The following is a 13,469-nucleotide window of genomic DNA, read 5'->3' as shown; positions in this document are numbered from 1 at the left end:
AAATGCGCTCGTTTGTATTAAAATATAAAGATGTCCTTCATAGGAGGTATAGTCATGAAATCAATCGAGCTGAGAAATGGGAAACTATACACGGAAGCGAAGATTCAGCAGGGAGACTCATTCGAGACGCTTCAAGTGGTGATCGATACCTCGAGAGAGAGGACCGTGCTGAACAGCCGTTTTATACAGGAAAAGCAGCTGGAGGCTGTCAGTATCGGCCCCCTTCGTGTCAGCTCCTTCCACGTACTTCTTGACGATATGGATGAAGCGGGTATCATTGGATTGGATTTTCTAGTAAAAACGGGCGCTAAAATCAACTTGGATGCGATGGCAATTTCCAGTTCGCGTACATAAACAGAAAGGAGAATGGCAGATGAGTGAAGAATTCGAGAACAACGAACAACAGAATGAGGAAAAGCCGGTAGAAAGCGAAAAAAGCGAGAAGGAAGAAAGTGATGAGAGCGACGAAAGCGGAGAGGAAGAAGAAAAGCAGGAAGAAGAGATTGAAGAAGAACCGGCACCGACGGTCCAGTCGGGGGATGAAGTGCTGGTAACAGGCGGAGAGTACAAAGGAGAACTTGCGAAAGTGATCTCTCCGTATACAAATTCCATTTCAATCGAACTCGAGAAACGGGACGAAGACGGCGCAAAACCACGCACCGTTCTCCGCCATACGGAGTATGAAATAGTAGAAAAGGCAGAGTAACTGAACGAGCAGGACCCGGCGGAGATCCACCAGATGCCGGGTCTTTTTTGAGTGATCGGCATGTATAAGCTCTCATGAATGGAGACAGCGTCGTCGTGAGCTGCACGGGAAGAAAGAAGAGTCCTTCCTTCCCTTTAAAAGCCAGCGGCACGAGTGGTTCCAACCAATAGGCGGCTTCGCGCTTTAATTCCCGTATGTTCCAATTTCCTGCCTGCGTCAGCGGAGGCAGGAAACTCGTCATCTTCGTGTAGCGGACTTTTACATAAGACCGCTGTGGTGTCCGGCAAGCAGGAAACTGCATAGAAGAACTGCTCCGGCTGCTGTAAAGCCGGCGTTTTCTTTAACGAGGCGTACTGGTTTCATGTTCCCGAGACGGGAAGCAAGCAGCACCTGGCCTGAGAACGGGGAAACTTGCGTAGCCAGCGTCCAGCTGCACAGCAGCAGCATCGACAAGTACACAGGCGTAACCCCGAATGTCTCTGGTGTCAGCGCGCTTCCAATACCGACAATAACGATGATCGGATGAATGCCGATGACCGCAAGAAGAATCGTGCTGCCTAACACGGCCGCGGTAAACACAGTCACCGACCCAAACGTCCACTGTTCTAAGTAGAGAGACAGCTGAGCCCCCGTTCCCGATATTTGTACCGCTGTTCCGAATACGCCTGCTGTCACGAAGACGGCGAGCTCGTTTTTCATGCGGCCGAACACCCCGCTGCCTTCCTTCTTTACATGCTGAAAAAAGGGTGCGGTTTCCCTGCGCAGAGCTGCATACAAAAATGGAAATACTCCGCCAAGAACGGTAACAACGGCGAGCATGTTCAGCGGAAGAACGATATAGGCTGCCATGGACAAGATGATGAAAATCACGATGTAACGGAGTAGTGGCAGCAGCTCGGCTTTTGTTTCCGGCGGAGCTTCCGGTGCTTCGACAAGCCGGTCATACGGCGGTTTTGTTTTCGGAAGCCAGATGACCGCGAGCATCCCATACAGCAGAGCTGCCGTCAGTCCCCAACCTGCTATGTTGAACCAGGAAGCATCGTAAATCGACAGCACGAGACCGACATTCACAAAATACGGCGACCAGAGCATGCAGCAGGCGAAACCCCTCATCGTGTGGATCATCAGGCGTTTTTCATGAAAACTCTTAAAGCTCTCCGAGGCGGTCTGTTTAATAATAGCCATCGTCCCGAAATTTAATATAAAGCCGACGCCCGTCATCAAAAGAAAGCTGAGCCGATACGGATGATTTCCTTTGACGGCAGCCCGCCGCTTGATGACCTGCTGCAGCGAAGCGAGGTATCCGCTGAACGTCATGAACATGCCGACGATCGGGATGAACAGGAACAGGCCGAGCAGGTCGGCATTGGAGGCAAAGCCCATCAGCACGTCGGACGGCGAGGCGCCTGCCTGAATGTAGAGCCAGGCTGAAAGCAGAAGGAGAATGCCGAGCACAATTCTCGAAGAGGGATTGATTTTCGGATACGCCGCTGCGAGCAGAAACATGGAGCCAATCCCCGCGAGCAGCGGAAACGGCTGCGGAAGAAGATAAACAGCGGCGGTTATGTACGCGGTCAGGCTCAACAATCTCATAAATATCAACTCACAATCTAGGAGTGGAAGGGACAAAGCAATGCTGCCGAGACGATATCACTATATGCTCTATACTTCCGTCATTCTTCTATACATTATAGGCTTATTTCTTCCAAATTTCTATTTACATACACTGACAGCAGGTTTGACGATCCTCTTGTTTGTGCTGTCCGTTCCTTTTGCAACCCGGTTGTTCAAGATTCTGGGCGGAGTGTTCACTACGGGAGCTGCGGTGCTGATGATTCTTTATCCTGAAGCACGCAGCGGGGCATTTTTTTATGTAACGGAAAATTTATCGCTGCTCGGACTGCTGCTGATGCTCCCGTGGATGAACAGCGTGGTCCGCGCGGGAAAATTCGATAAGCGGATCAACCAGATGCTCGCGGCCGAAGTGCCGCATCTCGGATCTTTGTATGATCGTGCTCTCGTGACGAGCTATACGCTCGTGACATTCATCAACCTCTCTGCGCTCAGCCTCAGTCAGGATGTGCTGAGAAAGAACCTCGCAGGCTATTCGGAAAAACTCCAGCAGTCCTTTATTTCGAGAACGACGCTGCGCGCGTTTGCCGTTGCCCTCTGCTGGAGTCCGATGGAGATTCTTGTGGCGATCAGCGTCGACGCGACAGGCATTTCCTATTTCACCATGCTTCCGTATTTGATGCTCGTGTCCTTCCTCGTGCTGACGATGGACGGGGTGTTCGGACGACTGCGGTACCGCTCCGTCCCTTATGAGCCGCTCGAGACGACAAAGCATGTGCAGATGAGTGACATCGTCAAACCGATCCTTGTTTTAACCGCAGCGCTTGCCGCATTCATGATGCTGATTGTAGTGATTGGCAACAGCGCCGGTCTTGACTTTATCCTGACAGTCACGCTCGTCATCTTTCCGTTTGCTTTCATCTGGTCGATCCTGATGCAGCGAAGGAAGCGCTTTTTAATCATTGGTTTCCGCACTTGGGTGGAACGGACGAACCATATGCAGAATTTTGTCCTTTTATTCGTCTCCCTTGCCTTTTTCTCCTCCACATTAAATGAAACGCCCGTCCTGGAACAGATTCAGGCGCCGTTTTTAGCTATGGAGGAAACGCCCTGGGTTGTGCTTGTGATGATCCAGCTGACATACCTTGCCGGAAGTATGGCAGGTATTCATCCCATCGCGACAATTGCTGTGCTGATCGAAGCCGTCCAGCCGATGTTTGATACGGTCAATCCATTGAGCTTTGCTATCGTCTTCGTTACGGGCGCTCTGGCGACCGCTGCGGTTGGAACGTATGGGGTGACGGTAACGATGACGGCCATGAACACCAGTCAGAATCCATACCGGATCACGGCGCGCAACATGCCGTTTGCGCTCTTGTATGGATCAACCGGCACCATTATCGCTGTGCTGCTGCTGTAAGATCGCGGCGATAGAAGGTATAGATCAGGAGGAACAAGAACAGCAGCTGGACGGCGGCGGCACCAGCGTGGCCGTCCGAAAACGGATGATAAACAATCAGGATGCCCGCGCCGGCTGCCGCCGCATAGGCAAGAAACGAGGGCAGGGCCGTAAACCAGATTACAGCAAGCCCTGTAAACAGCGACTGGGCATACAGTGAGGATGCAAACCAGGGTGCTGATGCCGTCTCAGCATGATAAAATAAATACGTACTTAACACGATCAGCATGAATGTAAAAAATATACGGTCCAGCATAGCAGCGACCTCCCGAGGTGATAATGTGCAGGCAGTGTTATATGATGTCGATGGGGTACTGGCAGATACAGTACCGATGCATTATGAAGCATGTAAGATCGTCGCCGATCAGCTCGGTGTCGATTTTACAAAGGAAGACAACCAGGCCTGGCAGGGGAGAAGCAGAACAGATCTTTTGAGCCACCTTGCAGCCCTGTCGCCGGTCCCTGCTGACGTAGAGCAGCTCGGCAGGGTTAAAGACGAGCATTACCAACGGCTCATCGCAGCGCTCACCCCGCTAGATCAGCCAGCAGGGGTTTCAGCTTTTCTTGATACGCTGCAGTCGGAAGGGGTTACCCAGGCTGCTGCTTCGTCCAGCCGGAATGCAGCTTTTGTCCTTCGCCGACTCGGAATAGACCACTACTTCCATTGTATCGTAACGGGCAGGGACGTGAAAAACCTAAAACCTCATCCGGAAGTGTTTCTCCGGGCAGCAGAAGCTATCCAAATACCCCCACAGCAGTGTGTCGTGATAGAAGACAGTGCCGCCGGTGTAGAAGCCGGCAGAGCAGCCGGTATGTTCACGATCAGCTGTGGTCCTGCTGCTTATGGAGCCGACGACTATGTACCTGTTCTGAACAGGGAGGCCGCCCGGAGACTGCTGACAAAAAGGAGAGATAGCCGTGAACGTTGAATTGACGGAACAGGAACAAGAACGACTCCGCAGGATTGAAGAAAAGAAAGAGAGCGGAACATTCGAAATAGCCTTCTGCGGCCATTTCTCTGCTGGAAAATCGACACTGTTAAACGGCATCCTCGGGGCGGAACTGCTGCCGACGAGTCCGATCCCTACAAGTGCCAACATCATCCGCATGATGCACGGAGATTTCGCCCTGAACCTGTACGGTGCCGCCGGGAAAAAGACGGCATCCTACGAAGGGGAGCTGCCGTGGCAGAAAATCAGCGAATGGGGACGCGATGGAGCGGATATTAAAGAAATTCACATCCATGCGCCGCTTCCATTACTATCGCAGGGAGGCGTTATTGCCGATACGCCCGGCGTGGACTCCACGGACCCGACCCACGCGGAAGTGACGATGGAACAGCTGTACGCCACGGATGCCATCGTTTACGTCATGGACTACAACCATGTTCAGTCAGAAACGAACCTTCACTTTTTGAAACAGCTGTCGGAATCAGGGAAACCTGTGTTTATCGTGATCAATCAGATCGATAAACACGACGAAACGGAAGTCGACGCTGCGACCTTCCGAAGCGACGTGGACCGGATCTTTGAATCATGGCATATCCGCTATGCCGATTTCTACTTCACGTCGATGAAGGAAGCGGAACATCCCCTGAACGAATTAACTCGGCTCAAACAAAAGCTCCACGGAGTCATGCAGCAGGGGGCGGCTTTCACCGCGCCTGCACAGGCTGCTTTATACCAGGGATTCTACACCGCCTTAAAGCAGCGGCTGGACGAGGACCAGGAAACGACGGACCAGATGATTTTCGACGAAGCGGCTGCTGCCGGTTTCTCGGAGGAAGAAGTACAGGATGCCGGAATAACGGCAGAACGTCTTGAATCACTCCGCGAGTTCGAACAGCAGCTGGAAGACGATTACGAAGAAGACATGAAGCATTTATATGAGAATGTGCATCTATTCCCCTACACGACGACAGAACTGCTGAAAGCATACACGGCTTCTCTGCAGTCCTCGTTTAAAACAGGGTTTCTCTTCTCCGGAAAAAAGACACGCCAGGAACAGGAGAAACGGCTGGAGCAGCTTGTCACTGAGCTCAATGACAATCTCAAATCCCAGCTTCTCTATTATGTAGAGGATTATTTCAGATCGCTGCCTCAGGCTGAACTGCAGGACGCGGCGTCCTTCGATCAGCGTATGCAGGAACTGCCATTGCTGATCACCGCCGACTGGCTCCGGGAGCGGATTCCTAAAGGAAGCTCGAATCACGAGTATAATTATCAGCTGAGCCGCTCGATCAACAGCGAGATCGTACGCGATGTAAGGCGGCGTGCGAGTGCTGTACTGGAAGCTTATATCGAAGCTGTCCGTCCGGAAAAGGAAGCACAGATCAAAGAACTGGAAACGCGCGCCGGGCAGCTGGAAGAGGTGAAACAGTTTCAGCACCGGCTCCGGAAATCAGCAGAGGAGACGAAGCAGAAAAAAGAGGCTGTCAAAACGTACAAACCCCGTGCCGGTGCTGTGAAACCGCTGGATGATCTGCTGCGGGAGCAGGAAGCTGCTGCCCTCGATACCAGTACGGACATCTGGGAAGGTGTCTCCATCATTCACGAGCAGCAAGAAGCAGAACAGGTGGAAGAGGCAGAAGCAGAAGAAGAAACAGCCATCATGCTCGATGAATCGGCCGTCCCGGCGTTTTTGACGAGCGTCCGGGAGGCAGCAGCGAAACTGGAGCTGCCGGAGCTGTTCCAGGCGGAGAAGGATAATCTCCTGGACGCGGTAGAAAATGCGGAAGCTTCTACATTTACGCTGTCGCTGTTCGGGGCTTTTAGTGCCGGTAAGTCAAGTTTTGCCAATGCGCTGCTCGAGGATAACGTCATGCCTACTGCCCCGCATCCGACAACAGCGACAGTGACCCGCGTCACGGCACCCGAGAACGGCCGCCCGCACGGGACGGTTATTATCGCATTCAAAAGCCGCACCGCACTTTCTGAAGAGATTGCGTCGGTTGCACGCTCTTTTGGGGCCGATCTGGATATTGATACGATTGGTAAATGGAATCCGGAGAGCGTCAAGCATGTGTCCAGGCAGCAGCGCACGTCGGTAGATTATTTGAAAGTGATGCAGGCGAGCCTCCGGGACAAAAAAGAGTGGATGGATACAAAGAAGGAAGTCCCACATGCCGAGATTGATGCCTATGCAGCTGATGAGTCGACGGCCTGTATGATAGAAGATGTCACGATCTACTATGATGCCCGGCTTACACGCGCCGGAATCCGGCTTGTCGACACGCCGGGAGTAAACTCCATCCACGGCCGCCACACGAATGTCGCTTTCAAACAAGTCGAGGAGTCCGACGCGATTTTCTACGTTACGTATTACAATCACGCCTTTTCCAAGTCCGATCAATATTTTCTCGAGCAGCTGAGCAGCATTAACGAAAGCTTCTCAGCAGATAAAATGTATTTTATCCTCAACGCGAAAGATCTCGCTTCTGATGAGCGCGAGCTACAGGACGTGCAGCAGCATATCCATGGCCAGCTGCGCCGTCTCGGTTATCAGGCTCCGCGTATTTTTCCGGTCTCCAGCCGTGGAGCGCTCACCTCACCGGGAGATACTTCGTTCGAGACATTCCGCAGCTACTTTTACACGACGGTAGCAGGAGAACTGAAACTGCTGAACATTCGTCTCGTGGAAGAAGCGTGGGGAAAGCTTGCTTCTGCAGCAGACAAGCTGATCGAAGAACAACAGGAGGCCGATACCGGACGAGCAGCAGAAAGAAAGCAGCTTCGGCAGTCTCAAAAGGAAGACATGGAACAATATGCCTTTCCGTATATCTTCCGAGATGCACAGCGGGAACTCGAACAGCTGAGTCTGCACCTTCGGAAGCGAATGACGTTTGTTCTGCATGATTACTTCCAGGAGACCATCAACGTTTCTACGGTACAGGGATCGACGAGGCAGGAGCTGCAGAAACAGCTGCAGGCGGCTGTGCAGGACTGGGCTGCAGCCGGCGAGCAGTTCTTCCGGCAGGAGTGGGAAGCAGTGTCGATCCGGCTGGATTACGCTGTGCAGCGGGTGCTGCGGCGGTGGTGCATGGAAAAAGAATCAGAGCTGCACGTAGCCGTTCGTCTTCCTTCGCTGCAGGTCAAACCGGAAGCAGTCTGGGAGAGTGGTTCCCTTTTAGAAGAACCTGCGTCATTTGCCAAGTCGGTGAAAAGCAAAAAGCAGTTCTTTGAAGAGGGCGGCAAGGAAAAATTGAAAGATGCTCTCGTGGAAGAAGCCCAGAAGGAAGTAACCCGCAGAACGACGATGCTCGAAGCGAGAACGAACGAACAGCTGCAGAACTTGATGCATGAACGCACCGAAGATGTCCGGCGTGCATTTATTCAGGCACTCGATCAGCAGCTGCTGAAAATTCAGACGCTCACGGAACCGGATGAACAGAAAAAAGCTGCGTCGGACCAGCAGCTGCTCAAGAAGAAGCCGGCTTCGCCGCTTCTGGATAAATCAGAGGCGCTGCACCGGTAATTACGCTATGAAAGGAGCGTTCCTATGAATATGCTTCCTTACCTTGCAGCAGCTGTAATTTTATGCCTCATCGGGCTTGCGGCTACGATTGCCGTCGGCCGGAATCCAACAGATAAAAACTATGATGACAAGAAGAAATCGAGACAGCATTTACAGATGCTCGGCCTGATTTACGTGGTCGTGTTCATTCCGGCTGTGGCCATTACCGTAATTTACTTTTTCATACGTTAGAGGAGAGATGACATGAACCACGATATCAGACTAATCGTCCTGGATATGGATGGAACGACGTTAAACAGCAGCCATCAAATTTCCCGATCGAATACGCTGGCTGTACATGAGGCTTCTGAAGCGGGCTATGAAATGATGATTGCTACCGGTCGATCACTTCCTGCCGTGGCTCATTTCGCTGAAGAGCTGAAGATGAAGGACTGGATCATTACCGGCAACGGCAGTGAAATCTGGGAACTGAGCGGGCCGGAACTGAAACACCGGCAGCTGCTGAACGCGGCGCTCGTTGAAAAAATGAACCAGATTAAAGTGAAACACGGTGCCAGGCACTGGGCAGCCTCAGTGGATAAAGTATGGAAAAACGAAATGCCAGAGGACATTCAGAGCAGGCAGTGGCTGAAGTTCGGCTATGACCTGGATGACACGGCTGTCCGTGACCAGATACTGCACCTGCTTCATCAGGAAGATGAACTCGAAGTCAGCAATTCCAGCCCATTGAACATTGAAGTGAACGCAGCCGGCGTGCATAAAGCCGCTGCGATAGAGAAAGTGCTGGAAGATCGGGGATGGGGCTTTCATCAAGTGATGGCTCTCGGAGACAGTCTGAATGACTTGACGATGATCCGGGAAGCTGGTGTCGGTGTAGCAATGGGAAACGCGCAGGAAGAAGTGAAACAGGAGGCCGATTTCGTGACAGCTGATTTCGAAGCAGACGGTGTCGCCGAGGCGCTCCGACATCTTGGGATTATTAAGAAATAGATAGGGTATAAGACTCGGGAGGGCATTTTTTCCGGGTCTTTTTTCATGCCAAAAGCTGAACATAAGTTTGAAAAAAGTTGTACAGGGTATTAAATTTCTATACAGAAATCAATCCTGAAACGCAAGGAGTGTTCCAGCTATGTATGCTTTATACATCATACCAGACCCACTTCACCCCGCCGTTGTCCATATCCCAATTGCCCTCTGGCTTGTCGGTTCAATGTTTGTCGTTCTTTCCTTGTTCTGGCAGACACGGTTTTTCGAACAGGCAGCCATTTGGATGCTGAGTATTGGGACAATCGGTGGCGTTGCAGCCTACGTTACCGGCGAAGACGCTGTCGGAGTAGCTTTGCAGCTTTACGGGGACTCGGTAGGAGAATTTTTAGGGCCCCATCAGCAATTTGCATTTTATTCTTTGATTACCTATATCGCCGTCACTGTCCTGCAGGTGTTCAACTTTTTCTATCAAAACACTTACGTGCGCTGGGGGCTGGCGGTACTTGCCGTTATTGGCGCGGTGCTGACCATCATTACCGGGCATTATGCCGGGCGAATGATGTACGACGATGTTTAACATAAGATAAGGGAGGCAACAGAAATGCCGAAGAAATATTTCACCGTAGATCAGGCAAACAGGCTGATCCCTATGGTCAAAACAGAAATTGAGGAATTGAAACGAATCCAAAAAGAGTTCGACGATACATGGACGATGTATCAACAGATGAAAGAAAAGAAGGATCGTCTCGTCAAAACGAGGACAGACAGTATGTTCAAACTGGAGTGCCAGCTTGAATTCATTGAGATGCAGGCTCAGCTTCACGTTAATAATATCCAGCATACCGGTGCCCAGCTGAAAGGGATTGAACCGGCACTGGTGGATTTCCCTTCATTTAAGGGCAAAACGGAAGTACTTCTCTGCTGGAGAGAAGGGGAAGATGAAATTTTATTCTATCATGAAAAAGCAGATGGATTTGCAGGAAGAAGACCGATTAAATAGACAGCGCATGCGCGACGGCTATGAGCACAGCAGCATGCTGCCCGTGAGGGGTGTCTCCATGAATGAATGGGGCGCTCCTCTTTCTTTTGTTTACATCTTCGATCTCTGCGGCTTCGACAGGCACGTACGCTTTTATTTGTGATGACGCAGCTGATATACTGAATAACAGTGAAAATGAAAAACAGGAATGAGGGTGAGTTATGGGTCATGTAGTTCTGGCGGTTCCCCATTATGAGGAACTGCGCGGCAATAAAATCACGGCAGACCGCATGCAGGTATGGCTGCATGAGAGAGGCGTTAACACGACCATCATTTCCAGTACGCTCAACGACGAGATACCGGATGACACGTCACTGCTGCATGGATTTCATGCAAGGAAATTTGCGCAGTATTACGAAGACAATGAGCTGGATATCCCGTATATCATCACGATTACCGGCACTGATATAAACCAAGATATTGAGGATTCTGAGCTTGGGCCGTTGACGAAACGCTGTCTCCGTCATGCAGCGTTTATTCATGTCTTTGATGAAGGCATGAAAGAAAGAGTGCGGGCTTATGTACCGGATCGAGAAGAAGCCATCGTTGTCCAGCCGCAGTCAGTTCCGATTCCGGACTATAACGAGCCGGATAATACCATTCCCCAGCTTTTGCTGCCTGCAGGAATCCGGTCGGTCAAAAATATACGCGGAGCCGTTACGATGCTTGATTCCCTCGCTGAAGAAACATCGTTATCTTTGGCTGTCGTGGGGCCGGTACTGGAAGAAGAGGAGGGGGAGTGGCTTCGCGAAGCAGCTGCAGGGAGAGACTGGCTTCATTACCTTGGCAAAGCAGCCTATGAAGACATGGGTGAGCTTTATGCAAACGCCGATATCGTGTTGAATACGTCCTTCAGTGAAGGGCAGTCTTCTGCTGTGATGGAAGGTATGGCGGCTGGCCGGGCCCTGCTTGTATCCAATATCAGCGGCAACCGCAGCCTGGTGACACATGAACAGACAGGACTTGTCTACGATGACAGCAGGTCGTTCAGCGATTCGTGCAGAAGGCTTCTCGAGGAGCCGGCACTTCGACAGCGTCTCGGCCTGGCAGCGAGAGACATGATGAAAGAGCACTATCATCCGGCTGTCGAGGCAGAAAAACTGCAGGACTTGTATAAGAAGGCAGGCGTATAACTTTCTTAGCGCCTGCTAGAATGATATTGTAAAGGAGTCACACAGTATCTATAAACAGGAGTGTTCATTATGGCAGATCAAACTACTTTTCGTAACATCATGGGTAACTATCCGACAGGCGTGACCGTAGTAACAACAGCAACGCCGGAGAAGGAGCCGGTCGGGCTGACCGTCAATTCTTTTACTTCGGTCTCGATGGATCCTATGCTTATTTCGTGGTCGATCGATAAAAGCGTGACGACCCACGATATGTTTGCAGAAGGCTCACACTTCGTTGTTCACACCCTGGCACATGATCAGGGCGATGTCTGTATGCTCTTCGCAACAAAAGGCACCGATCGTTTCAGCCAGGTAACGTGGGATTGGAATGAAGAGGGCCAGCCGGTGATTGCAGGGTATTCCGGTCTTCTGGAATGCCGCGTATATAAAACGGTAGATGCAGGCGATCATACGATGCTGATTGGCGAAGTTGTGCGCGCAGACCATGCTGAAACAGAGCCGCTTCTATACCATAAGCGCGCGTTCGGCGGCATTCCTTCGTCTTTCTACGACAACTAAAAGACACCTGCAGGATGATCCGTAGTCGTGCAGGCCGGTCATGGATTCGTCACGTCCGCTGCAGTACACGTTTCCTGCAGCGGACGTACTCATGCCGGCATCACGTATATAACAACGAGCAGGGAGGTATGACCACGTGGTCTGGATTCGAACACAGGACGGCTTATATCACGCAGAAGATGACAGCAGGAAAAAATTCCGTACGAACATATCTGCGTCTGTACTGGCATCGATGCAGCAGCAGGCAGAAGCACACAATACGTATGTTAATTATCTGCTGGAGACAGGGCTGGAAAACATCCTGAGCAATCCACCGGCAGAGATCCATAAACGCAGACCCGGCGACCGCCGGCAGTATAAAACGACGTACGATACGGAACTGCTGACAAAAGTGAAGACATTTGCTGAAGAGCACAAAGTAAACGTCAGCGACGTCATTGAACTGGCAGCATCTCACGTGAGCCCGCAGGCAGCGAGAAGGAAAGGGTACCGGCACCGCATCGAATAAACGTCGGTTTCTCTTATCCATTATAACGCCCCGGACATAATATAAATTGTGCGAACCAATATAAACACCGCTGGTTTTGTCTCTTAAATAGAAGATTACCTTAGTAATGAGACAAAACAGATGTTAAGAGACAGAGTCCACCAGTTTCATGACACTCAGCTTATCAATTCCTAGTTTTTCTGCCGCTTCTTCATACGACCATCCTTGGTTATCAAGTAAATGAACCGCATAGGCACGCCGGATTTGATTCGTTGTCAAAGAATCGAGTCCTGCAGCTTCAGCAGCTTTGCGAAGATGCACACTGATCGTCATCCGCTGCAGCGGCTCTTCGCCGGTACTCCGATTTACTGACGATATCAAATACTGCCGCTCTTTACTCAGCTGATCACGAAGCTGCTGTTTAATCACCTGTGCACGCAGTCCGTCCATGGTGATAATCCGCTCGTGGCCGGATTTACTGACGTATAACCGTACAAGCTGTTCTTCTGTAATGATCTGATCGACCGTAACAGCAAATTCATCCGGTCTCAAACCTTCGCCGGCTAGTACAAGAATACACTTTCGTTTCAACGACATTTCTTCGTCTTGTACAGCATCATCGATAATCTGCTGAATCTCATCAAAACCGTCCGCACTGATTGGCTGCTTGGAGTCTTGTATATATCTCAGTTTTTCAGCTGGATCTGCTGCGATGAGACGCTCTTCCCAGCAGTAATCGAAAAACCGTTTCAGAATGGAAATAATCTTATTGATCGTTCCCGGCTTTAACTGCTGAGACTTCTTAAATTGAATATACGATTTGAGATCCGAAGGCTTGATCTCGTATAGTTCAGGAACCGTTTCGTGAATATAATCGACGTGTTTAAAAAATAGTTCGAGCTGTTTGGCATGCTCCTGAACGGTCACCTCTTTGTATCCTTGTTTTTCTAGATATCTGCTGTAACCGAAAGGCATATGAATCCCTCCCTTGTGGATGTATGTTATTGTTATTATATTATTTACAGTGGTAAATCACTGTAACTATTCTACATAAC

At 50.7% G+C, this 13,469-nt stretch carries 15 protein-coding genes; 12 read left to right on the top strand and 3 right to left on the bottom strand.

Going from position 1 to position 13,469, the window contains the following annotated elements; all coding sequences use genetic code 11:
• Positions 1-54 precede the first annotated feature (54 nt).
• Together G477_RS0101355 and G477_RS21505 are read left to right on the top strand one after the other, a co-directional pair.
• Positions 55-354: a hypothetical protein gene (locus tag G477_RS0101355; RefSeq protein ID WP_026696402.1), complete on the top strand. Its 300-nt coding sequence runs from the start codon at positions 55-57 to the stop codon at positions 352-354.
• A 19-nt stretch (positions 355-373) separates the two neighbouring features.
• Positions 374-706, top strand: a complete 333-nt coding sequence (locus tag G477_RS21505; RefSeq protein ID WP_245575324.1) for a hypothetical protein — start codon at positions 374-376, stop codon at positions 704-706.
• Positions 707-964: 258 nt separating this feature from the next.
• Here the strand turns inward: G477_RS21505 and G477_RS0101345 are convergent, their stop codons facing one another.
• Positions 965-2,299 carry a hypothetical protein gene (locus G477_RS0101345; RefSeq protein WP_051287587.1) on the bottom strand — a complete coding sequence of 445 codons (1,335 nt, stop codon included), beginning with the start codon at positions 2,297-2,299 and terminating at the stop codon, positions 965-967.
• A 40-nt stretch (positions 2,300-2,339) separates the two neighbouring features.
• Here G477_RS0101345 and G477_RS0101340 point away from each other — a divergent pair, with 40 nt between their 5' ends.
• Complete coding sequence (locus tag G477_RS0101340) at positions 2,340-3,698, top strand: hypothetical protein (protein ID WP_026696399.1); 1,359 nt, start codon at positions 2,340-2,342, stop codon at positions 3,696-3,698.
• On the opposite strand, the gene G477_RS0101335 is transcribed toward G477_RS0101340, so the two are convergent.
• Entirely contained in the window at positions 3,676-3,993 is a 318-nt protein-coding gene (locus tag G477_RS0101335; RefSeq protein WP_035210820.1) for a hypothetical protein, read from the bottom strand. The two genes, G477_RS0101340 and G477_RS0101335, sit on opposite strands and share 23 nt — an antisense overlap.
• Before the next feature lie 25 nt (positions 3,994-4,018).
• Between G477_RS0101335 and G477_RS18375 the strand changes: the two genes are divergently transcribed.
• From G477_RS18375 to G477_RS0101285, 9 genes are all read left to right on the top strand, one after another.
• The gene (locus G477_RS18375; protein ID WP_051287586.1) at positions 4,019-4,666 is read left to right on the top strand and encodes an HAD family hydrolase; all 648 of its coding nucleotides are present in this window, start codon (positions 4,019-4,021) and stop codon (positions 4,664-4,666) included.
• Positions 4,656-8,210, top strand: a complete 3,555-nt coding sequence (locus G477_RS0101325; protein ID WP_026696397.1) for a dynamin family protein — start codon at positions 4,656-4,658, stop codon at positions 8,208-8,210. The genes G477_RS18375 and G477_RS0101325 overlap by 11 nt, the downstream gene beginning before the upstream one ends.
• A 24-nt stretch (positions 8,211-8,234) precedes the next feature.
• A complete protein-coding gene (locus tag G477_RS0101320; protein ID WP_026696396.1) occupies positions 8,235-8,441 on the top strand; it encodes a hypothetical protein in 207 nt (68 codons plus the stop codon).
• 12 nt (positions 8,442-8,453) lie between these two features.
• Positions 8,454-9,200 carry a Cof-type HAD-IIB family hydrolase gene (locus tag G477_RS0101315; RefSeq protein ID WP_026696395.1) on the top strand — a complete coding sequence of 249 codons (747 nt, stop codon included), beginning with the start codon at positions 8,454-8,456 and terminating at the stop codon, positions 9,198-9,200.
• Between the two features lie 139 nt (positions 9,201-9,339).
• Positions 9,340-9,774 (top strand): DUF2231 domain-containing protein, encoded by a 435-nt coding sequence (locus tag G477_RS20385; RefSeq protein ID WP_026696394.1) that lies wholly within the window; start codon positions 9,340-9,342, stop codon positions 9,772-9,774.
• A 24-nt stretch (positions 9,775-9,798) separates the two neighbouring features.
• Positions 9,799-10,197, top strand: a complete 399-nt coding sequence (locus G477_RS0101305; RefSeq protein WP_026696393.1) for a DUF2203 domain-containing protein — start codon at positions 9,799-9,801, stop codon at positions 10,195-10,197.
• Between the two features lie 200 nt (positions 10,198-10,397).
• Entirely contained in the window at positions 10,398-11,369 is a 972-nt protein-coding gene (locus G477_RS0101295) for a glycosyltransferase (RefSeq protein WP_026696392.1), read from the top strand.
• A gap of 69 nt (positions 11,370-11,438) precedes the next feature.
• Positions 11,439-11,927 (top strand): flavin reductase family protein, encoded by a 489-nt coding sequence (locus G477_RS0101290; RefSeq protein ID WP_026696391.1) that lies wholly within the window; start codon positions 11,439-11,441, stop codon positions 11,925-11,927.
• Between the two features lie 136 nt (positions 11,928-12,063).
• A complete protein-coding gene (locus G477_RS0101285; protein WP_245575322.1) occupies positions 12,064-12,435 on the top strand; it encodes an rRNA methyltransferase in 372 nt (123 codons plus the stop codon).
• 123 nt (positions 12,436-12,558) lie between these two features.
• On the opposite strand, the gene G477_RS0101280 is transcribed toward G477_RS0101285, so the two are convergent.
• The gene (locus G477_RS0101280) at positions 12,559-13,389 is read right to left on the bottom strand and encodes a tyrosine-type recombinase/integrase (protein ID WP_026696389.1); all 831 of its coding nucleotides are present in this window, start codon (positions 13,387-13,389) and stop codon (positions 12,559-12,561) included.
• Between the last annotated feature and the right edge of the window lie 80 nt (positions 13,390-13,469).

The sequence above is a fragment of the Alkalicoccus chagannorensis DSM 18086 genome, assembly GCF_000429725.1.
GTDB lineage: Bacteria > Bacillota > Bacilli > Bacillales > Salisediminibacteriaceae > Alkalicoccus > Alkalicoccus chagannorensis.
Note: the sequence above shows the minus strand (reverse complement) of the source record. Positions and strands in the feature narration are given on the sequence as shown.